We start from the raw sequence: 21,326 nt of genomic DNA on the forward strand, positions 1-21,326 counted from the left end.
TTTTAAACATCACACACTTCTACGGCCTGGGCCAAAGAAGCCATTTTATTTTCTGCTTTAGGGATAAATTCATGGGAAACAAAACCCTTAAAGCCTGAGGCTTTTATCGCTTCCATTACGGCTGGATAATTAATCTCCTGGGATTCATTTAATTCATTTCTACCAGGATTTCCTGCTGTATGGTAGTGCCCAAAATATTGATGATTATCTCGGATACTTCTAATCAAATCTCCTTCGTCTATCTGCATATGATAAATATCAAAAAGGAGCTTAAAGTTTTCAGAATCAAGTCTTTTGCACAACTCAATTCCGAAAGCGGACTTATCATTGAGATAATCCTTATGATCTACACGACTATTCAACAGTTCCATTTGCAGAATAACTCCATGCTTCTTCGCTATGGGAATAATCTTTTCCAGACCTTCCTGGCAATTCTTCAATCCAGTCTCATCATCCATTCCTCTCCTATTTCCCGAGAAGCAAATTAGATTAGTGTAACCTGCTTTTGCAACAAGTGGGATTAATTCAGAATAATTCTTAACTAACTGATCATGAAACTTTTTTTCACCAAATCCATCCACCAGATTAATCTCGGCTCCATTACACATCGAGGAATGAATACCATGTTTCTTTAAAGTTTCCCAGCCTCCTGGTCCAACTAAATCAATTCCTTTTATTCCAATTTTTTTTGCCTCCACGCACAGTTCTTCCAGACTATATTGGGGAAAACACCATGCACAAACACCATGGGTGATATTGCCTTTGAGCTGATACTTTTCCTTCATTTCAAAGGATGAAAGAGAACCTATTGCAGCTCCTCCAAGTATCATTTTTTTGAAGGAAGTCCTTCTTCCAGGGTTATGTGCCATAATAGCTTGGGATTATTCGGGTTGATTGATTTCTTCGTTTTTGAAGAATAGCATGAAAAATAACAAAACTAGCACGGAAATACCAGAGGGAATAAGCCAAATGGATTGCCAGTCATGAAGATTCTCCGAATTCAGATAATAATTTGAAATTTGGCCTGCGGCCCAAAAGCCAATTAGCATTCCCACACCATAGGTGGCAAGGGTGATTAGACCTTGAGCAGAGGATTTAAATTTCTCGCCTGCATGGCTGTCAGTGTAAATTTGTCCACTAACAAAGAAAAAGTCATAACAAATCCCGTGTAAAAATATACCCACAATAAGCATCCAGGCTCCTTCATTCGCATCGCCAAATGCAAAGTACACATAGCGAATAGCCCAAGCTGCCATAGCTACGATTAGAGTTTTCTTCAGCCCAAATCTTTTGAAAAAAATCGGAAGTAGAAGCAAGAACAAGACTTCCGACACCTGCCCGATGGCCATTTTCCCTGTAGAGTTCTCCACTCCGATTTCGGTCAGGAAAGGGTTTGCATTTTGATAGTAGAATGCCAGGGGAATGCAGATAAGAATGGATGAAAGAAAGAAAATCGCGTAGTTTCTATGTTTTAATAAGCTCAAAGCGTCAAGACCAAGTGCCTCAGAAAGACTGAATTTATCCCCTGCAATTGCTCTAGGCGGGGTTTTCGGCAAGGTGAAGCTATAGACACCCAGAATTCCAGAAAAAATAGCAGATACCAGCCAAGTATTTCGAAGAAGTCCATCTTTCAGACTTGCTGGGCTATCCCACCCCAGAAAACTGATCAATACGCCTGCTGCAATCCATCCAATAGTACCCCAAATTCGGATTACCGAAAACTCTTTGGCTGGATCTTTCATCTGATTAAATGAAATAGAGTTAACCAGAGCTAGTGTAGGCATGAAAAGAATCATGTACATCAAAAGCACAGGGAAAAAGCCCGAGAAATCTTGAGATTGAAAGAGAAAAAACATTAGCCCGGCACCGATCAAGTGAATGACTCCTAGAATTTTCTGAGCATCAAAATATCGATCAGCGATCAAACCGACGATAAATGGGGCAATGATCGCTCCGAAGGACTGGGTGGAGAAAGCTAAGGAAATATCCTGATCAGAAGATTGGAGATTGGATCCTAGAAAGGTTCCCATTGTGACGTACCAGGAGCCCCAAATAAAGAACTCTAAGAACATCATGCTGGAAAGACGAAGGCTCGTGTTAAATTTCATATAAGCTGAAATATTACATCATTAATTCTGCTATTTAAAGATGAATATTCAATTTTTGAGCAATTTGATTTAATTTCAAGGGAATATTCGCATAAAGTAAGATCGAAATAAGAATTCCGTCTAAATGGATTTCCCACTGTTAATCAAGAAATCTGAAATTGATTAAGTAGAAATTAAAAATTCTTTCAGAGAATTAATTACTTCAAGCTATAAACCCAATTTCTTCAACAAATGTCGAAAAAGAAAAAACTTAAAATTGGACTCGTTGGTGGAGGACCGGGATCCTTCATTGGAGCTATTCATTTAAATGCGGCCCTTATGGACGGGCTTTTTGAACTGGCCGCTGGGGCATTTAGCTCAGACCCAGAAAAGTCAAAGCTTCGAGGAGAGGAATTAATGCTAAACCCCTCGCGAACCTATTCGAGCTACGATGAAATGTTTGAAAAGGAGAAGGCGCTACCAGAGGAGGAAAGGATAGACGTAGTCTGTATTGTGACTCCAAATCACGTTCACTATGACCCCACTATCAAAGCACTGGAGCATGGCTTTCATGTGGCTTTGGATAAGCCTCTGACACTGAATTATGATCAGGCCAAAAAATTATATCATGCCATTAAGGCCTCGGACAGGCACTTTCTGCTTACCCATACATACTCAGGCTATCCGATGATCAAGCAAGCCAAGCAGATGATTTCTAATGGCGAAATTGGCAAGGTGCGAAAGGTCTATGTAGAATACCCACAGGGGTGGCTATATAAGCTCCTCGAGCATGAAAACAACAAACAGGCTGCTTGGCGAACGGATCCCAATAAAAATGGTAAAGCAGGATGTATGGGAGATATAGGTACCCATGCATTCCATATGGCTGAATATCTTACCGGGGAAAAAGTTTCTCAGATCTGTGCTGATCTTTATATAAAAATACCTGGACGACCCATAGATGATGATGGGGTCGTTCTGATGAGATTTGAAAATGGTGCATCAGGCGTTCTGATGGCATCCCAAACAGACACAGGAACCGAGAATAATCTTAAAGTCAGAGTTTATGGAGAAAAAGGAGGTCTTGAGTGGCAGCAGGAGCTACATAATACCCTTCTAGTAAGATGGCCTGACCGTCCAGATGAAATCTATCGGGCCGGAACAGGTTACCTCGGATCTTTGGCCAATGAAAATACCAGAACTCCTGCAGGTCATCCAGAAGGTTATGTAGAAGCATTTGCGAATCTGTATAGAAATTTTGCTCGCTGCATTTATGCCGAACGGGCCGGAGAAACACCAAAACCAGAATGGAAGGATTTTCCAGGCGCTGAGGATGGAATTCGTGGAATGGCCTTTATCGACCATGTGCTTGCAAGTAATAAATCTGAGCAAAAATGGACTCCGTTCATTGTAGAAAAATAATTCAAACCCAAACCTAAAAAAAATGAAAACGATCAAAGGACCAGCAATATTTTTAGCTCAATTTGCTGATGACAAGGCCCCATTCAACAATCTGAAAAATATCTGCGAATACATGGCAGATCTAGGCTATAAGGGAGTACAAATCCCTTCTTGGGACCCTAGGATGATTGATTTAAAAAAAGCTGCTGAAAGCAAGACTTATGCAGATGAAATAGCAGGGACGGTGGAAGATGCGGGACTGGTAATTACCGAGCTCTCTACCCACCTTCAGGGTCAATTGGTGGCAGTTCACCCAGCTTATAATGAGCTTTTTGATGGCTTTGCTCCAGCAGAACTTAAAGGTGATCTAAAAGGAAAAACTGAATGGGCTACCCAGCAACTAATGTATGCAGCCAAGGCATCAAATAACCTCGGACTAACCGCTCACGCTACATTTTCTGGAGCTCTTATGTGGCATACAGTGTACCCATGGCCCCAGCGACCTGCAGGATTAGTGGATACAGGCTTCACGGAATTGGCCAGAAGATGGACTCCAATTCTTGATGAGTTCGACCGTCAAGGAGTGGACGTTTGCTATGAGCTTCACCCAGGGGAAGACTTACACGATGGAGTGACTTTTGAAATGTTTCTTGATAAAGTAAATGGACATAAAAGAGCAAATATCCTTTATGATCCAAGTCACTTTGTTTTGCAGTGTTTGGACTACGTCCAATTCATTGATTTTTATCATGACAGAATCAAAATGTTTCATGTAAAGGATGCTGAGTTCAACCCAACAGGGAAACAAGGTGTCTATGGAGGCTTTCAGGGCTGGGTGGAACGTGCTGGAAGATTTAGATCCCTAGGCGATGGTCAGGTTGATTTCGGAGCCATTTTCAGCAAGCTTTCTCAATATGATTTCGATGGCTGGGCAGTTTTGGAGTGGGAATGTGCAATCAAACATCCAGAACAAGGTGCAGCTGAAGGAGCTCCGTTCATTGATGCTCATATCATTAGAGTAACTGAAAAAGCCTTTGATGACTTTGCCGGAAGCGGAGCTGATGAGGATTTCAATAAAAAAGTTCTTGGGATTTAATATCCCGCTTTTTATAGGCTTAAAATCACCAAATATAAAACTATGAAAAAAGCATATTTATCAATGGCTGTTTGCTGCGGACTCCTGATGGCTTGTGCAGAACAAAAGTCCTCAGAAGAAGCAGACACCGCCCAACCTATGGCAGAAGCTACAGAAAGCACCAATGGCGAGTGGATTGATTTATTCGACGGAACCTCATTTGCCGGATGGCATAAGTATGGAGGTGGAGAAGTTGGCGCAGCTTGGAAAATTGCTGATGGTGCCATTTATCTGGATGCCGCGAACAAAGATGGTTGGCAAACGGGTGATGGTGGAGACATCGTAACTGATGAAGAATTTGACAACTTCCATTTAAAGTATGAGTGGAAAATCGCCGAGAATGGAAACAGTGGAGTAATTTTCTACATCAATGAATCCGATGAATATCAATATCCTTGGCAAACAGGACCTGAAATGCAGGTTTTGGACAATGAAGGCCATCCAGATGCAAAAATCGTGAGTCACCGAGCCGGAGATCTTTATGACTTGGTTGTTTCTGAGCCAGAGACTGTAAAACCCGCTGGTGAATGGAACCTGGCAGAGATTATCGCTGATAATGGCTCTCTTGAATTTCGATTAAATGGGGTAAGCGTGGTAAACACTACCATGTGGACTCCGGAATGGGAAGAGATGGTTGCCAACAGCAAATTTAAAGACATGCCAGGTTTTGGAACCTTTAAAAAGGGAAAAATTGGCCTGCAGGATCACGGAGATGTGGTTTATTTCCGGAATATCCAACTCAAGAAACTCTAACAAAAAGGCCTCCAATTGGAGGCTTTTTTTATAGTCTAGTCACATTAGATTTTTTGATAAAGGCTTTGGAGTTTTTCCATTCCACCTCATACCAGATATCCCTGCTCCCTTTAATTTTGACCCTGTGTCCAGGTTCTACTCTTTGAATTAATTCTCCTGCACCAGAGGGGTCTGAAAGTATTAAGGTTGGGCTATTTGTAATTAATCCGAAATTAGACTGTTCCAGAAAATTGTTGGCTAAAAAAAGGCAGACAATTAAAAAAAAGCTGGGCCAATAGACAGGGCTTTTTTTACTTTTCAATGTATTGACAAGGACCAGAATAAGGGAGACCAACAGTAATCCTGTCAGGATCAAAACGATAAGCTCTCTATTCTCAGTCAAAAACAGAAAAAATCTAGCACCATCTGAAACTTCATATCCTTCTAGCACTGGCTGAGCAGTCAATGCTTTAATCTTCGTGATAATCTGAGGATCGGGATTTAGGTCATAATATTTACCCAAATAAAGCGCTGCGTTTTCCCTGTCATTCGTACCATCCGCTATAAATGCCATTTTCAATAACATGGCTGGTGAATAGATCCCATTTGCATAGTTTTCCTGATAAATAGACATCGCTTCCTTATAACTACGAAGATCAAACAGGGAGTCTGCCATCACCAACTGATCCGTATCTGCCTGAGCAACAAAGCTTTGGCTTAGCAAAAAAATGGTAAAGGAAAGTTTTATAATAAAGTTTGGTTTTCGGTTTTGCATTTATAGATAAGGAGCTTAAATTTGCAGTCCAATTACGGCAATGATCTAGCAAAAAGCAAGGTTAGGGAGTCGATTTGAAAGAGGTAAAAACCCCTTCAGAGGGTTAAAAAATCTGAAAATGATTCCGTAGCTCAGCTGGTAGAGCAATACACTTTTAATGTATGGGTCCTGGGTTCGAGCCCCAGCGGGATCACTGTAGAGGTTACTCTCATCGACTTTAAGGAGTTGAAAAATTGATCGGGGTGTAGCGTAGCCCGGTATCGCGCCTGCTTTGGGAGCAGGAGGTCGTAGGTTCGAATCCTGCCACCCCGACATAGTTTTGGCCTTGTAGCTCAACTGGATAGAGCAACTGCCTTCTAAGCAGTAGGTTTCAGGTTCGAGTCCTGACAGGGTCACAGAAGCGGAATTTATTTCCGCTTTTTATTTTCATGGGATTGATTCCGTAGCTCAGCTGGTAGAGCAATACACTTTTAATGTATGGGTCCTGGGTTCGAGCCCCAGCGGGATCACAAAAAGCAGCTTTTCGGGCTGCTTTTTTTGTATTTTTAATTATGGCATTTCTCTATATTATTTTTTCGGAAAAGCTTAACAAATACTATATAGGTGCTTGTAACGATTTAGATCGAAGACTCTATGAACATTCTATAGGCCATTCAAAATTTACATCCACAGGCATCCCTTGGAAGCTGATGCATAAGGAAGAGTTCCTGAACTTAGAATCTGCAAAACAAAGAGAAAGGCAACTAAAAAAAATGAAATCCAGAAAGTATATCGAAAAGCTAATTAGCTCAGCTAGTTGAGCATCCCGATTAATCGGGAGGGTCCTGGGTTCGAGCCCCAGCGGGATCACAAAAAGCAGCTTTTCGGGCTGTTTTTTTCGTTTAAAATTGTAATGGATCTAGGTGCTTAAAATGCCCATTCATTTTGATCTTTTTCTTCGCACTCTCTGCTGCTTTAAAGGCAGGAATCATCCTGTTGAAATGTTTGATGAGATAGTCCAGACGATCTAATTCTTTGGGAATCAAAAGTAACTCCAATTCTTCTTCAAGGGTAAGTCCTATTTTATGGGCATAGCTAAAACTATTTATACTCATTGGGTCAGGGTCTATTTCATGATTCAGAAGCCTGAGCATCTCTTTCAAGTAAAAAGTATACTCCTTCTGCTTCCTTTCGTGGGTAGTCATATCTAAGTCAATAAAGTCTACATTCCCACCTGCATAATTCCTTTCAGGCGCAGGATTGTCAAATGAAGTCAGCCTGAACACTCTACTTCCCTTAGTTTTAATATCTAACCTCCCATCCTCATAGCGATGGTAAACATTCTCCAGGGTTACCTCCGTACCATATCCGGTCAGCTTATCAGTGAAAACACAAACCCCAAAACTGGTGCCGAACGTCTCCACATCAGCAAGCAACTCCTTATAGCGCGGCTCAAAGATGTGTAAGTTCAGACTTTCGCCAGGGAAAGCCACTAGTTTAAGAGGGAATAAGGGTAAGTACATTTTGTGGCGTTTCTTTCTTAACCTCGAAAAGACCAATAGGTTATCCGTTTTGGCCCTTTTACGACAAAAGTCATATTTATTAAGGGGGTTAAACAAAAAAGTCTCCCTTCTCAGGGAGACTTAATGAAATAAATTCACTTATATCTTACTTATTAGCAATGTAGGTCAATAAGTCAATCACTTTTGTGGAGTAACCCCATTCATTATCATACCAAGATACCACCTTCACAAAAGTATCGCTCAATTGGATACCTGCTCCTGCATCGAAAATGGAAGTTCTTGGGTCACCGATAAAATCATTGGAAACCACAGAGTCTTCAGTATATCCTAAAACTCCCTTCATTGAAGTTTCAGAGGCCTCCTTCATTTTTGCACAGATCTCTTCGTAAGAAGTTGGTTTTTTCAATCTTACAGTCAAATCTACCACTGATACGTCCGGAGTAGGAACTCGGAAAGCCATACCTGTAAGTTTTCCATTTAGTTCTGGAATCACTTTACCAACGGCTTTAGCCGCTCCAGTAGAAGAAGGGATGATATTTTGGCCTGCGCCACGTCCTCCTCTCCAATCCTTAGCGGATGGGCCATCAACTGTTTTTTGAGTAGCGGTAGTGGCGTGAACCGTAGTCATTAAGCCTTCTTCGATTCCAAAGTTGTCATTAAGAACTTTAGCGATCGGTGCGAGACAGTTAGTAGTACAAGATGCATTGGATACAAAAACCATATCATCAGTGTACTTGTCTTCATTCACTCCCATCACAAACATTGGGGTATCGTCCTTTGAAGGAGCTGACATAATTACCTTCTTGGCACCTGCATCGATGTGAGCTTGAGCTTTTTCTGCTGTAAGGAAAATCCCCGTAGATTCAATCACATATTCTGCACCTACATCCCCCCACTTCAAATCGGCAGGGTTACGCTCAGACGTCACTCGAATGGAGTTTCCATTCACAATCAGGTTTCCATCCTTAACTTCCACCGATCCTTTGAACTTTCCATGAGTGGAGTCATATTTAAGCATATAAGCCATGTAATCCACATCAATTAAGTCATTGATGCCTACAACCTGGATATCATCTCTTTCCTGAGCCACTCTGAAAGCTAGCCTTCCGATACGCCCAAATCCATTAATTCCGACTTTAATTTTACTCATAATTACTTTGATTATTTAAAATAGGTTTGATTCAAAAATTACATTTTAACTTTCATTTTAACATCAAAAATCCTGAAAGCAGGCCTAAGTTATTACAATTATTTATCTCGCCCAAACCGGGATAATTATGTTTCTGTTAGTAGGGTCTCCTCTGGTTTTATATCTTCACTCAAGTCAAATTTCCTCTCATGTTTGTAAATGCTATTCAGCGAGTCTCAGGTTTTGTTAGAGCCATTCATTCTATTTCTAGAAATTTTGGGCAAAATCAGATCAACAAAGGTTCAGCAACTCTTTTCTTTATCAATGATGAGGGCTATGCAATTACTTGCAAACACGTAGCTCAATGGATCACAAATGCCAATCAGATTAATCTTAAATACGATGAATATTTAAGAAAAAGTGCTCATCAGCCTGACCACAAGAAGGAAAAAATCGCCCGGGATTTAGGCCTATCCAAAGAACGGGTTGCAGAAATGCGACTCACTTTTGTAGACTGTGTAGATCAAATTACAAACATCAAATTCACATTGCATCCGACCTATGATCTTGCTTTGCTGAAATTTGAAGGATTTAATAGGGCCCTGTATCAGGGCAAAGCTATTTTTCTTGAAGATGAATCTAATATTCAGCCAGGAATGATGGGCTGCAGGCTAGGCTTCCCTTTCCCCGAATTCAGCAATTTTAATTTGGATAAGGAGACCAACACTCTCAATTGGACTCAAAATGGGATGAAAAAATCACCTCGATTCCCTATCGAAGGTATGGTTACGAGATTTGCCGGGGATAAGACAGGTAGAATTTTCGGGATAGAAATGAGTACTCCCGGGCTCAGAGGACAAAGTGGTGGGCCACTTTTTGATACTGAAGGAAGAATCATTGGCATGCAAAGCATGACCAAGCATTTACATCTAGGTTTTGATATTGAGGACAAAGAGATCGTAGCCCATGGAAAACAGAAAAAAGTAAACGACTACGCCTTCATTCATTTAGGCCAATGCGTTCATGTTTCCGTTATCAAATCTTTTCTCAAGGATCAAGGAGTCAGTTTTTTTCAGCAATAAAAAAAGCCGGGTAAATCCGGCTTCTATCTTGATCAAAAAGGCTCACACAAGAGATGCGATTATTTCATTGAAAGTCTCACTTGGTCGCATTGCCTTAGAAGCTAGTTTCTCTTCCGGTTTAAAATAACCTCCGATATCCTGAGGGCTGCCTTGTGCTCCATTCAATTCTGTTAAAATCTTTTCCTCATTTTGGGAAAGTGAATTAGCAATAGCCTGAAATTTTTCTTTCAACAAAGCATTCTCATTCTGATCAGCTAGTTTTTCCGCCCAGTATTTCGCCAGATAAAAATGACTACCGCGATTATCCAACTTGCCAACCACCCTGGCAGGAGACCTATTTTCTTCTAACCAAACACTGGTTGCTGCATCTAAGGTTTTTGAAAGAAGCATCGCTTCTTCGTTTGAGTACATTCTTCCCAAGTGCTCCAAGGATACAGCAAGTGCCAAAAACTCACCCAAAGAATCCCAGCGCAGATGTCCTTCAGAAACAAACTGCTGCACATGCTTAGGAGCTGATCCACCGGCACCGGTTTCAAACAGACCTCCCCCGTTCATGAGCGGAACGATGGAAAGCATTTTAGCACTGGTCCCCACTTCAAGAATAGGAAATAAGTCTGTGAGATAGTCTCTCAGAACATTTCCAGTCACAGATATGGTATCCTGGCCTTTCACGATTCTTTCTAAGGAAAATCTGGTGGCATCAATGGGAGACATGATGTGAATTTCCAGCCCATCTGTGTCATGCTCAGGTAAATAAATGTTCACTTTTTTGATCAGTTCAGCATCATGCGCTCTATTTTCATCTAACCAAAAAACTGCTGGTGTTTCCGAAAGTCTTGCTCTGGTCACTGCCAATTTCACCCAATCTTTTATGGGTGCATCTTTAGTCTGACACATTCTCCAAATATCCCCTGCTTCTACTTCATGGCTGATTAATACTTCCCCGGATGCATCCCTGACCTCCACTGTTCCAGATGCTGGAATTTCAAAGGTTTTATCATGTGAACCATACTCTTCCGCTTTCTGAGCCATTAAGCCTACATTTGGAACACTTCCCATGGTCGCCGGATCTAATGCCCCATTTTCTTTACAGAAATCAATAGTGGCCTGATAAACTCCAGCATAGGAACGATCTGGAATGATGGCTTTTGTGTCCTGAGAATTACCTTCTCCATTCCACATTTGGCCGGAAGTACGGATCATTGCGGGCATAGAAGCATCGATAATCACATCACTTGGTACATGAAGGTTGGTAATGCCTTTGTCTGAATTAACCATGGCTAAATCAGGCCCTTGCTCATAGCAAAGCTCAATATCTTTTTCAATCTCAGCCCTTTTTTCAGAAGGAAGATTCTGAATCTTCGCTAAAACATCTCCGAAACCATTATTTGGATTCACGCCTAGTGCATTGAAAGTATCAGCGTGCTTTTCAAAAACCGGGGCGAAGAAAACTTTAACCGCGTGACCAAAAATGATAGGGTCAGAAACCTTCATCATCGTTGCCTTCAAGTGAATAGAGAAAAGAACTCCTTTGGGTTTGGCATCAGCTTTGGCCTGAGCCAAAAAATCCACCAATGCTTTTATACTCATCTTGGAACAATCGATCACTTCTCCTTCCAGAAGCTTAAGCCCTGATTTCAAAATAGTTTCATTTCCTCTAGACACTAAAACCACATCCACTGTAGTTTCATTTTCCATGGTCAATGATTTTTCGCTTGAGTAAAAGTCACCTTCGCTCATACTATCTACATGAGACTTAGAGTCTGCTGACCATGCCCCCATTTTATGTGGGTGTTTTTGAGCATAAGCTTTCACCGCCTTTGGCGCTCTCCTGTCGGAATTTCCCTCCCTCAAAACCGGGTTAACGGCAGAACCTTTGATCTTGTCATAAGTATCCTTAATAGATTTCTCTTTATCGGATTTCGGCTCATCAGGGTAATCAGGAATTGCGAAACCTTTTTCCTGCAGCTCCTTAATTGCCCCTTTCAGCTGGGGTATGGAGGCTGAAATATTAGGTAGCTTTACGATGTTAGCTTCTGGTTTTTTAGCTAATTGTCCGAGTTCTGCCAAAGCATCAGAAATCTTTTGATTATCGCTGAGGAACTCTGAGAAGTTCGCCAAAATCCTTCCTGAAAGCGAAATATCTTTTGTCTCGACCGCCACCCCAGCCGATTTCGTATAAGCCTGAACGATCGGCAAAAGAGAGTAAGTGGCCAGTGCTGGCGCTTCATCTGTAAACGTGTAAAATATTTTTGGAGAGGTAGTACTCATATTCAAATGGGATAAAAAAAGAGTTTGGGAAATAAAATTCAGAAAGAGAAACCTATCTGTTTCTCTCTGGATGATGAAATTTCGCGCCTAAATTACGGAAAATATCAGGTTAACAAATTCATCTAAGGCATATTGTCGTCCCGAATAGAAAATTGGTCGGCATCCTGCCAGGCAGGGAATTTTTGACGATAAGTTCCTAAAGCTTTGGCATCCAGTTCGATTATTGAAATGACTTCCTCTGATTCATGTTCCACTAAGGCTTGTCCTTTGAAATCGTATGCCGCACTCTTCCCCTTATAGGCTATACCATTTCCATCAGTTCCTACTCGATTCACTCCAATCGAATAGCTTAGGTTCTCGATGGCCCTGGCGGGCAAAAGTGTCTCCCAGGCTGAAGACCTTGCCGCAGGCCATGAAGCGATGTAAATGGAAAGATCATATTCTGATTTTCCATCTTTCCATTTATTCCTTGAAAAAACAGGAAACCTAAGATCGTAGCAAACCTGTGGAAGAATCTTCCAGCTTTTTAATTCAAAAATCTTTTTTGACAGCCCCGGACTAAATGTTTCATCTTCTTTAGCCATTCGGAATAAGTGTCTTTTATCGTAAAAATCGACATCCCCTTCAGGAGTTACCCAAAGCATCCGATTGAAAAAATCATCTCCTTCCTGAATTATGAGCGAGCCAGTGATGACACACTTTTTTTGACCGGCCATTTGTTTCATCCATTTAGTCGCATGGAAATTCATCGGCTCAGCCAGCTTTTCGGCATTCATGCTAAAACCTGTTGGGAACATCTCAGGAAGGATAATTAAATCTACTCCTTCCGTAATGGACCAAAGTTTCTCTTCAAGGTTTGCTAGATTCGCAACTTTGTCCTCCCAAACCAGATTGGTCTGAACCAGCGCTATTCGCAGGTTTTGCTCTGGCATTAGCTAGTGGGATAGATCATTCGGTAATCTGTTGCCACCTTTCCCTTACTCACTTCAAGGAGTCGCGACTTCAAAAGTCTCTTTTTCAAACCTTTCAGGTAATCGACAAAAAGAACGCCCTCTAGATGGTCGTATTCATGTTGTATCACCCGGGCGGTCATTCCGGAAAACTCCTCCTCTTTCAGCACCCAGTTTTCATCAAAGTATTCAATGGTGAGTGTCTCAGGCCGGGTAATTTCTGCTCTAACTTCAGGAATACTCAGGCAGCCTTCTTCAAATGAATAATTATCTCCGTACTCATCTAGAATGATTGGGTTGATGAAAGCTCTGCGAATACCTTTTTCTTCAGAATCTTCATCGAGCATAAGTGAACTATCAATTACAAAGAGCCTAATCCCCTTATTAATTTGAGGTGCTGCAAGTCCCACCCCTGAGGCATGATCCATTGTGGCAAACATGTCGCTGATCAAGGATTCCATCTGGGTTCCTTCCTCTATTTCTGAAGCTTCCTGCTTCAAAATTGGATTGCCATATGCGACTATTGGGTAAATCATTTTCTTTCTAAATACGATTGTAAAATTATGGCTGCACTGACTTTATCCAGATTACCAGCCTTTTCCTTTCGATCCTTTTTCTTGCTTCCCATTTCAATCATGCTCTGCATAGCCATTCGGGATGTGAACCGCTCATCCACCAGTTCAATTTTGATTTTGGGGAACATTTTGGACAATCGGTCTTTCAGAGATATCACTCTAGGCGTCATTTCATTATGTGACCCGTCCAACCTGATAGGGTATCCCAAAACGATCGTTTCTACTTCTTCCTTTTTGAAATACTTTTTGAGGTAATCAATCAAAGTAGCGGTAGGAACAGTTTCCAATGGATTAGCCAGAATCTTCAGTGGATCAGTAACAGCTAAACCGGTACGTTTTGTTCCTAAATCGATCGCAATGATACGACCCATTACTTCATTATTTTTTTGCGAATGAGTCTCAAGGCTTCCTTTTCTAATTGTACCGCCTTCGGAAAAAGTAAGTCATCCTCGATTTGAGCATGAATGGTAAGTTCCTTTTCAAATTTTTGAAGTTCATGATAAAGAACCTTCATGGTCAACGGCGCACCCTCTGACAATTCATAATCTGAAGTGAGCTTCCGAATCCCCTCCATTTCATCATCATGAATTTCGTGCTGGTCGGCCAAACTGATAATTGGATCCTTTTCTAGGATTGTGAGTGCATCCGATAGAGAATACAATTGATTCTCTATGTCCTGAAGCATCTCAATGCGCTTAAAAAGCCTGCTCTCCTCCTCATGGATATGATGAATAAAATCTTCCACAAACATGGGAAACATTATCCTCAAGTCAGCCATAAGTGGCGCATACTTTCCTTCTGGTTTGATTCCCTCTATGAGATTGGATAAAAAAGGTAGCTCCTGTCGGACAAAGTAGTAATGCTTTTGCTTCAAGTAAGCCACCAGAACTTCTATGGGATTAAGGAAAAGTTCTTCGGGAGTGGGTTCCTTTTGGGCTGCCCAATCTTCAAGCTGACTAATCAGCTGGGAAGGATGGACCTTGTGCTTTTTGCAAACTTTGGAAAGAGAGTCCGTGGAGTACTGATAGAAGCTAATACCGAAATAATGCAAAACCGATGCAAAAACGTAGTTTTCTGACACAAGATCAGAAACAGAAGCATCATGCATTATTCTTTTTGACTCCATCCATCAAAATTAAGTTTTTTAACAGAAAAAAAGAGGACATTTTCAATCATTATCAATCTTTCTCGTATAAACAATTGTTAACTTTAACAAATGGCTCAATTATGCTGAAGACTTTTTGCATTTTTATGAGTTACTATTCTGACTATTAAAAATATTGACGACGTGAGCAGTACAGGAAACAGCAAAAATCAAATTCGACTCCCCATTATTCTAGCAATAGCAATCTCAGCAGGAATATGGATAGGAGCGACTTTTGCCGAGCCCGAAAACAACCAAAATGATCTAAGAGCAGCCCTGTATAAAATGCAGGAAATTATGACCTATATCAATCGCGATTATGTAGACAGCGTAGATAGCGGTGAATTGGTTGAATATGGAATCACCAAGATCTTAGAAAATCTTGACCCCCACTCAAGCTATATCCCTCCCAGAGATGCTGAACTTGCACAATCCCAGCTGGATGGTGAATTTGATGGAATAGGAGTAGAATTTGGAATCATTCGTGACACCATTTATGTGGTAGCACCTTTAACCGGAGGGCCTTCTGAAGCCTTGGGTATTCAATCAGGTGATCAAATTATAAACGTAGATGGAGAAAAAGTAGCAGGGGTTGGAGTTACTAACCGAGATGTGTTCGACAAGCTTCGAGGTCCGAAAGGATCTGTGGTTACAGTGGATATCAAGCGAAAAAACCAAAAGGACCTGATCACTTACGACATTACAAGAGATAAAATCCCTCAGTACAGTATTAATGCTACCTACATGGTAAATGATGAGATTGGTTACATCAAGGTAACCCGATTTGGAGCTAATACTTATGAAGAGTTTAAAGAATCTCTGACGGAACTCAAAAATAAGGGAATGAGCAAGCTCATCATCGATCTCCAAGGAAATCCAGGAGGTTACATGGGGGCGGCAATAAATATGGCAGACGAACTGTTGGGAGATCGAGCTTTAATTGTCTCTCAGGAAGGTAAAGTTCAGCAATACAGTCAAAAAGCATATGCGTTCCGTCCAGGTATGTTTGAGGATGGCTCTGTGATTGTTCTGGTGAATGAGGGATCTGCCTCTGCATCTGAAATTTTAGCAGGAGCTGTTCAGGATAACGATAGAGGACTGATCGTAGGAAGAAGATCATTTGGTAAAGGACTGGTGCAACTCCCAATCGACCTTTCTGACGGTGCCGAATTAAGATTAACCATTGCCAGATATTACACTCCATCAGGCCGATCCATCCAAAAACCATATGGGGATGATTATGAGGCCTATGAAAGAGATTGGCTAGAGCGATACGAGCATGGAGAATTTTTCTCAGCAGACAGCATCCAATTCAACGATAGCCTGAAATACGAGACTAAGAAAGGTCGGACTGTGTATGGTGGGGGTGGAATTATGCCGGATTATTTCGTTCCGCTGGACACCACAAATGCCAGCGCATATGTTACCCGACTATTTAATTCTTCTGCCTCAAGAGAATACATTCTCGACTTTGTAAATGAGAATAAGGATGATTTCGCATCGATGAGTATGCTGGATTATTATGAAGACTATGAGGTTTCGGATGCAATGCTAAATGATCTAGTGAAGGTAGGCGAGAAAAATTCTGTAGAATTTGATGAAGCAGATTTCACTAAATCTAAAGACTACTTAAAGGTCCTTATGAAGGCCCATTTGGGAAGACAGCTATATGATGACAGTGCTTTCTATAAAGTGGTAAATGATATCAATGAAGTATATCTACAAGCCTTAAATTTATTTGATGAAGCCAATCGAATCGCAATGGCCGAGGACCTCAGTACCGAAGACATCGATTAAAAGTTAAAAACTATATGAAAAGAGCAGCCGACTGGTTGCTCTTTTTTTTGCTCAAGTTCCTATCTTTTCAAATAATTTAGATTTAAAACCATGCAGAAACACGTATTTACCTCCTTTGTATTAATCCTTTTCCTCACTCAGTCGCATGCACAGATTAAAGTAAATCACATTGCTGTACATGTTTCAGATTTAGAAGCCAGCATGGCTTTCTATGATGAAATTCTTAAACTCCAGGAGATTGAAGAGCCCTTCAAAGATGGGCTGCATGCCTGGTATGATATCGGCGGAGGAGCTGCTCTACATTTGATAGAAAGTGCTGAACGACCTGAAGATTTATCTAAGGTGAATCACCTCTGCTTTAGCATGCAGGATATGGATACCTTTATTGAGAGCCTAAATTCCACCAAATATCCATTTGAAAGCTGGGAGGGTGAAAAAGGGAAAATTACAAATAGAGTCGATGGAGTCCAACAAATTTATATTCAGGATCCCGACGGATATTGGCTTGAAATCAATGACGATTATTAAAAAAAATGCTCGAATTTCTTCGAGCATTTTTTAGTTATTTCTTTTCGTAAATCACAGTAGGCCAGCTGTCATTCCCTATTTGAATATCTGGAAGAATCTTATCTGGGTCTATAACTACCTTAGTTACCGTTTTATCAGTACGGATCATGTGATTCCAGGTATTTCCTCTCTGCCAAACCTCCACAGGAACCATTTGCCGTTCTGTACTTCCATCATCATAGGTGATTTCCAGAAGAACAGGCATCGGAATTTCTCCCTCATTTGTCAACACAGCCACATAATTCCCAGCATACGGAGCCACTGTGGCCAGACCAATATCAATATTTCCCGTGCCGTAAAACCAACCCTGAAAGAACCATGATAAATTTTCACCCGCTACATTTTCCATATGATTAAAGAAATCATCAGGCGTAGGATGCTTATAAGCCCAGGTATTGATATAGGACTTGAATGCATTGTCAAATCGCTCTGGTCCCAGAATGTATTCCCGAAGTACTAATAGACCCATTGCGGGTTTGTTGTAGGCGATCATTCCAAGGTTACTAAGGTTTGATACATCTGGATAGGTGTCTATACCTTCTCTTCCCTCATTTGTAAACCAATTTAGATATCTTCTGGTCTCATTAAGGCTGGAAGGATACTCTCCATTATTGAACTCATTTGAGCTGTAATGATTAATAAATGTATTGAATCCTTCATCCATCCAGGCATACCTTCTTTCGTTACTGCCTACGATCATCGGAAACCAATTGTGCCCAAATTCATGATCCGTAACTCCCCATAGCCCTGAACCTTTTGAGCGATAACTACAAAAGTTCAAACCTGGGTATTCCATCCCTCCTATGTCTGCCGCAACATTGGTAGCAGTGGCATATGGAAATTCAAACCATTTCTCTGAATAGTGCTCAATGGAAGCTTTGCTGTATTCTGTTGACCTTGACCAGGCGTCTTGACCATCACTTTCTTTTGGGTAAACAGACTGTGCCAAAGCTGTTTTGCCGGAAGGCAAATTAATTCTGGCTGCATCCCAAATAAACGCATCAGAAGAGGAGAAGGCCACGTCTCGGCTATTTTCAATGCTGAAATGCCAGGTAATCATTCCCTCCTGCTTAGGTCTGGTCAATTCATGATTTTTAATTTCATCAGGAGAAATCAGGTAAACCGTCTCTTTTGAGTTCATGGCCTTTTCATATCGATCCATTAGCTCGGAACTTAAGACCTCTTTTGGGTTCATAAGCTTTCCGGACCCAACGACAATATGGTCATAAGGAACGGTGATCTTATAGTCAAAATTTCCATACTCAAGATAAAACTCTCCAGCCCCCAAATAAGGCTCCACATTCCACCCTTCTACATCATCAAAAACAGCCACCTTGGGATACCATTGGGCCATGGCATAAATGTATCCATCTTGAACCTCCAGTTTTCCCATTCTGTCCATTCCATCGGTAGGGATTTTGTAACTGAAATCCATGGATACAGTAGCCGTTCCTCCTCTTGCCGGAATAGGTTCTGCAAACCAAACCTGCATTCTGGTATCATCAATCAAATATTCAGAAGAGCTGTCGCCTTTCTTGCCTACCTTCGATGTAAGGTTACTGATCTCATATCCGCCATCTACATCTCCATTGTATCGATTTCCTTGAATGGGTGTGGTTAGAGTTCCCCTGGATTCCTCGGTGAATCTATTTTGCTCCATTTGCATCCATACAAATTCAAGCTCCTCCGGACTATTATTGGTATAGTTCATGGTGATTGTACCACTCAATCTATGCGCCTCATCATCCAGAGTAGCCTCTATGACATAATCAGCTTTGTTTTGCCAATATCCTTCTCCAGGCTTTCCAGAAGCAGATCTGTAATATGAGCTGGTTCTGTCTCTAAATTCCCCAAATTTACTCTGATTAGTTTCACGTGTTTCTTGACTAAATCCGTCAAATGCAACTAAACTCATGATAGCAGACCCAAGTATGGCCGCGAGATACTTCCTCATTCGATGTGTTGTTTTTTTGCGAAAATAATCAATTGCTTTTGCTGACAAATGCAAAGTAAGGCTGAACGGTGTGGTGTTCACATTTTTTTAGAAATACAAGAGATTGGAATTAGGAGCATTTTGCGATTACTTTGCTCAGCAAATGACTAAACCAAATGAAATCTAACTTCCTATTTGTTTTTTGGCTTTTTTTAGTGTCACCTGTTTTCTCACAGGAAGATAGCATCCAAATGAACCTAAGCGAGGTAATCATTCAGGAGAACAGAATTCAAATTCCTTTTTCGAAGCAAAACCGAAATATCTCTGTGGTCGATAGAATGGTCTTGGAAACCACCCCAGCCCGAAGCCTTCAGGAGGTTTTGACCTTCGTTCCTGGAGTGGATGTCCGTCAAAGGGGTGTTACCGGGGTGCAAGCTGACATCGGAATTAGAGGTGGTTCGTTTGAGCAAACGCTAATGCTTCTCAATGGGATCAAACTAAGCGATCCTCAGACTGGGCATCATATGATGAATATTCCGGTTCCGATGTTGGAAATTGACAGGGTTGAGGTATTAAAAGGTCCTGCTTCAAGAATTTTCGGACAAAATGCATATGCCGGAGCAATCAACGTTATTACGAAGCTATCCGATGAAAAAAGATTAAATCTTCAAGGTTATGCCGGAGACTTTGGGATGAAAGGAATCTCATTCGCTGGATCCTTACCCGTAGGAAGTTATAAACAGAACCTAGCCATCTCACATGATGACTCAAATGGACATTGGTATAATTCTGACTATCAGGTAGGCAATATCTTCTATGAGGGAGGACTGGATTTAAATGAAAATAATAGCCTGAGAGGAATGATTGCCTACACCGATAGAACTTTTGGAGCAAATGGATTTTACACCAGTTCTTTCCCAGATCAATGGGAAAGTATTCAGACCACTTTAGCTTCTCTTTCCCACATCTATAATGCGGGAGGATTTTCGTTGAATACAAGAGCTTATTGGAGGAGAAATGTGGATGAATTCAGATTGAGAAGAGAGGAACCGGAATTCTTTCAGAATAATCACACCACAGATGTGATGGCTATCGAAACCAATGGATCCATAGAAAATAGCCTGGGGACCACTGGATTTGGATTGGAACTTCGTGAGGAGAGCATAGAAAGTTCAAATTTGGGGAATCATGACAGAACCCTTTTTGGGTTATTCTTGGAGCATTTGTTTCAGTTTGGAGACAAAGTTGATTTAAGGGCAGGAATTTACTCAACTTATTATTCAGAATACGATTGGAAGCATTTCCCAGGAGCAGAATTGGGCTTTCAAGCCAATCAAAATTTGAGACTTTACGCGGGATATGGCAAAAGCTTTAGAATTCCAACCTACACCGACCTTTACTACATAGGCCCCACCAACATTGGAAATGAAAATTTACAGCCCGAGGAGGCTCAAAACTTTGAGATCGGAGCAAAATGGAATAAAGGACCCTTCCGAGCTGAATTGGTTTATTTCGTTCGAGACACCGATAACCTGATCGAATGGGCGAGGCTTAATGAGGAGGACCCCTGGCAGCCTCAAAACTTCAATCAAGTTAGTTTTCAGGGAACTGAGGTATCCTTTAATTATAGAGTTAACCCGACGGGAAAATTTGTTCAGGTTAAAGAGCTAATGCTATCATATAACTATATCGATGCTAATATTCAGGACGAATCTTCCGAGCTGGAAACAAGATACTCTTTAACCGCTCTGAAGCATCAATTCATTGCAGGGGTGTTATTGGGCATTGGAAAAAAGATCGAGTGGAACATCAAAATGAGACAAGTGGAAAGGATGGCCCAAGATCCATATTTTATCCTAGATATGAGAGTTGATTATAACAGAATCGGTAAAATAGGTTTCTTCGCAGAAGCTTCAAACATCACTAATACCGAGTACATAGAGGCTGGATTTGTAGAAATGCCAGGCAGATGGTTTAGAGCTGGATTCTCCATAAATTTTCAGTAACCCAAAAATTAGAAAAATAAAAAGCCTCCCTGATGGGAGGCTTTTTTAATGTGGGAGCTGAGGGATTCGAACCCCCGACCCTCTGCTTGTAAGGCAGATGCTCTGAACCAACTGAGCTAAGCTCCCGAAAGAAAATTCGTGTCGTTTAAAGAAAAGTGGGAGCTGAGGGATTCGAACCCCCGACCCTCTGCTTGTAAGGCAGATGCTCTGAACCAACTGAGCTAAGCTCCCAGTGTTCTT

19 protein-coding genes and 6 tRNA genes are annotated in these 21,326 nt (G+C 41.2%); 12 read left to right on the forward strand and 13 right to left on the reverse strand.

Annotation, left to right across the window (positions count from 1 at the left end; genetic code table 11):
• Positions 1-2 precede the first annotated feature (2 nt).
• Positions 3-869 (reverse strand): hydroxypyruvate isomerase family protein, encoded by an 867-nt coding sequence (locus tag QVH07_RS16945; RefSeq protein ID WP_290002804.1) that lies wholly within the window; start codon positions 867-869, stop codon positions 3-5.
• A 12-nt stretch (positions 870-881) separates the two neighbouring features.
• Positions 882-2,108 (reverse strand): nucleoside permease, encoded by a 1,227-nt coding sequence (locus QVH07_RS16950; RefSeq protein ID WP_290002806.1) that lies wholly within the window; start codon positions 2,106-2,108, stop codon positions 882-884.
• Between the two features lie 231 nt (positions 2,109-2,339).
• Between QVH07_RS16950 and QVH07_RS16955 the strand changes: the two genes are divergently transcribed.
• The 3 genes from QVH07_RS16955 to QVH07_RS16965 are packed head-to-tail and all read left to right on the forward strand — an operon-like array spanning position 2,340 to position 5,376.
• Positions 2,340-3,509, forward strand: a complete 1,170-nt coding sequence (locus QVH07_RS16955) for a Gfo/Idh/MocA family protein (protein WP_290002808.1) — start codon at positions 2,340-2,342, stop codon at positions 3,507-3,509.
• A gap of 22 nt (positions 3,510-3,531) precedes the next feature.
• Positions 3,532-4,584, forward strand: coding sequence for a sugar phosphate isomerase/epimerase family protein (locus QVH07_RS16960; RefSeq protein ID WP_290002809.1), 1,053 nt, complete (start codon positions 3,532-3,534; stop codon positions 4,582-4,584).
• Positions 4,585-4,626: 42 nt separating this feature from the next.
• Positions 4,627-5,376 (forward strand): 3-keto-disaccharide hydrolase, encoded by a 750-nt coding sequence (locus tag QVH07_RS16965; RefSeq protein ID WP_290002810.1) that lies wholly within the window; start codon positions 4,627-4,629, stop codon positions 5,374-5,376.
• Positions 5,377-5,404: 28 nt separating this feature from the next.
• Here the strand turns inward: QVH07_RS16965 and QVH07_RS16970 are convergent, their stop codons facing one another.
• Positions 5,405-6,130: a tetratricopeptide repeat protein gene (locus QVH07_RS16970; protein WP_290002811.1), complete on the reverse strand. Its 726-nt coding sequence runs from the start codon at positions 6,128-6,130 to the stop codon at positions 5,405-5,407.
• Between the two features lie 120 nt (positions 6,131-6,250).
• On the opposite strand from QVH07_RS16970, the gene QVH07_RS16975 reads away from it, so the two are divergent.
• The 5 genes from QVH07_RS16975 (at position 6,251) to QVH07_RS16995 (ending at position 6,930) form a co-directional block, all read left to right on the forward strand.
• Positions 6,251-6,323 (forward strand) — tRNA-Lys (locus QVH07_RS16975).
• A gap of 45 nt (positions 6,324-6,368) precedes the next feature.
• Positions 6,369-6,442 (forward strand) — tRNA-Pro (locus tag QVH07_RS16980).
• Between the two features lie 9 nt (positions 6,443-6,451).
• A tRNA-Arg gene (locus QVH07_RS16985) sits at positions 6,452-6,525 on the forward strand.
• A gap of 41 nt (positions 6,526-6,566) precedes the next feature.
• Positions 6,567-6,639: transfer RNA gene (locus tag QVH07_RS16990), tRNA-Lys, on the forward strand.
• Positions 6,640-6,681: 42 nt separating this feature from the next.
• Entirely contained in the window at positions 6,682-6,930 is a 249-nt protein-coding gene (locus QVH07_RS16995; RefSeq protein WP_290002813.1) for a GIY-YIG nuclease family protein, read from the forward strand.
• Positions 6,931-7,011: 81 nt separating this feature from the next.
• Here the strand turns inward: QVH07_RS16995 and QVH07_RS17000 are convergent, their stop codons facing one another.
• On the reverse strand, positions 7,012-7,632 hold the full coding sequence (locus QVH07_RS17000) for an LON peptidase substrate-binding domain-containing protein (RefSeq protein WP_290002816.1): 621 nt from the start codon (positions 7,630-7,632) through the stop codon (positions 7,012-7,014).
• Between the two features lie 145 nt (positions 7,633-7,777).
• Positions 7,778-8,782, reverse strand: a complete 1,005-nt coding sequence (gene gap / locus QVH07_RS17005) for a type I glyceraldehyde-3-phosphate dehydrogenase (RefSeq protein WP_290002820.1) — start codon at positions 8,780-8,782, stop codon at positions 7,778-7,780.
• 188 nt (positions 8,783-8,970) lie between these two features.
• Between gap and QVH07_RS17010 the strand changes: the two genes are divergently transcribed.
• Positions 8,971-9,843: a S1 family peptidase gene (locus tag QVH07_RS17010; RefSeq protein ID WP_290002824.1), complete on the forward strand. Its 873-nt coding sequence runs from the start codon at positions 8,971-8,973 to the stop codon at positions 9,841-9,843.
• Between the two features lie 42 nt (positions 9,844-9,885).
• On the opposite strand, the gene QVH07_RS17015 is transcribed toward QVH07_RS17010, so the two are convergent.
• The 5 genes from QVH07_RS17015 to QVH07_RS17035 form a co-directional block, all read right to left on the reverse strand.
• Positions 9,886-12,114 carry an NADP-dependent isocitrate dehydrogenase gene (locus QVH07_RS17015; protein ID WP_290002827.1) on the reverse strand — a complete coding sequence of 743 codons (2,229 nt, stop codon included), beginning with the start codon at positions 12,112-12,114 and terminating at the stop codon, positions 9,886-9,888.
• 122 nt (positions 12,115-12,236) lie between these two features.
• Entirely contained in the window at positions 12,237-13,046 is an 810-nt protein-coding gene (locus QVH07_RS17020; RefSeq protein ID WP_290002829.1) for an amidohydrolase, read from the reverse strand.
• Positions 13,046-13,600 (reverse strand): peptide deformylase, encoded by a 555-nt coding sequence (gene def, locus QVH07_RS17025; protein ID WP_290002832.1) that lies wholly within the window; start codon positions 13,598-13,600, stop codon positions 13,046-13,048. Before def ends, QVH07_RS17020 begins: the two co-directional genes overlap by 1 nt.
• Entirely contained in the window at positions 13,597-14,010 is a 414-nt protein-coding gene (gene ruvX / locus QVH07_RS17030) for a Holliday junction resolvase RuvX (protein ID WP_290002835.1), read from the reverse strand. The genes def and ruvX overlap by 4 nt, the downstream gene beginning before the upstream one ends.
• Positions 14,010-14,765, reverse strand: a complete 756-nt coding sequence (locus QVH07_RS17035) for a hemerythrin domain-containing protein (RefSeq protein ID WP_290002837.1) — start codon at positions 14,763-14,765, stop codon at positions 14,010-14,012. Before QVH07_RS17035 ends, ruvX begins: the two co-directional genes overlap by 1 nt.
• Before the next feature lie 162 nt (positions 14,766-14,927).
• On the opposite strand from QVH07_RS17035, the gene QVH07_RS17040 reads away from it, so the two are divergent.
• Positions 14,928-16,580: a S41 family peptidase gene (locus QVH07_RS17040; protein WP_290002839.1), complete on the forward strand. Its 1,653-nt coding sequence runs from the start codon at positions 14,928-14,930 to the stop codon at positions 16,578-16,580.
• A 90-nt stretch (positions 16,581-16,670) separates the two neighbouring features.
• The gene (locus QVH07_RS17045) at positions 16,671-17,108 is read left to right on the forward strand and encodes a VOC family protein (RefSeq protein ID WP_290002842.1); all 438 of its coding nucleotides are present in this window, start codon (positions 16,671-16,673) and stop codon (positions 17,106-17,108) included.
• 34 nt (positions 17,109-17,142) lie between these two features.
• Here QVH07_RS17045 and QVH07_RS17050 read toward each other — a convergent pair whose 3' ends face one another.
• Positions 17,143-19,062: a M1 family metallopeptidase gene (locus QVH07_RS17050; protein ID WP_290002891.1), complete on the reverse strand. Its 1,920-nt coding sequence runs from the start codon at positions 19,060-19,062 to the stop codon at positions 17,143-17,145.
• 194 nt (positions 19,063-19,256) lie between these two features.
• Here QVH07_RS17050 and QVH07_RS17055 point away from each other — a divergent pair, with 194 nt between their 5' ends.
• The gene (locus QVH07_RS17055) at positions 19,257-21,086 is read left to right on the forward strand and encodes a TonB-dependent receptor plug domain-containing protein (protein WP_290002844.1); all 1,830 of its coding nucleotides are present in this window, start codon (positions 19,257-19,259) and stop codon (positions 21,084-21,086) included.
• A gap of 51 nt (positions 21,087-21,137) precedes the next feature.
• Here QVH07_RS17055 and QVH07_RS17060 read toward each other — a convergent pair.
• Positions 21,138-21,212, reverse strand: a tRNA-Val gene (locus QVH07_RS17060).
• Between the two features lie 30 nt (positions 21,213-21,242).
• A tRNA-Val gene (locus tag QVH07_RS17065) sits at positions 21,243-21,317 on the reverse strand.
• Between the last annotated feature and the right edge of the window lie 9 nt (positions 21,318-21,326).

This window comes from Algoriphagus sediminis (assembly GCF_030403435.1).
Taxonomy (GTDB): domain Bacteria; phylum Bacteroidota; class Bacteroidia; order Cytophagales; family Cyclobacteriaceae; genus Algoriphagus; species Algoriphagus sediminis.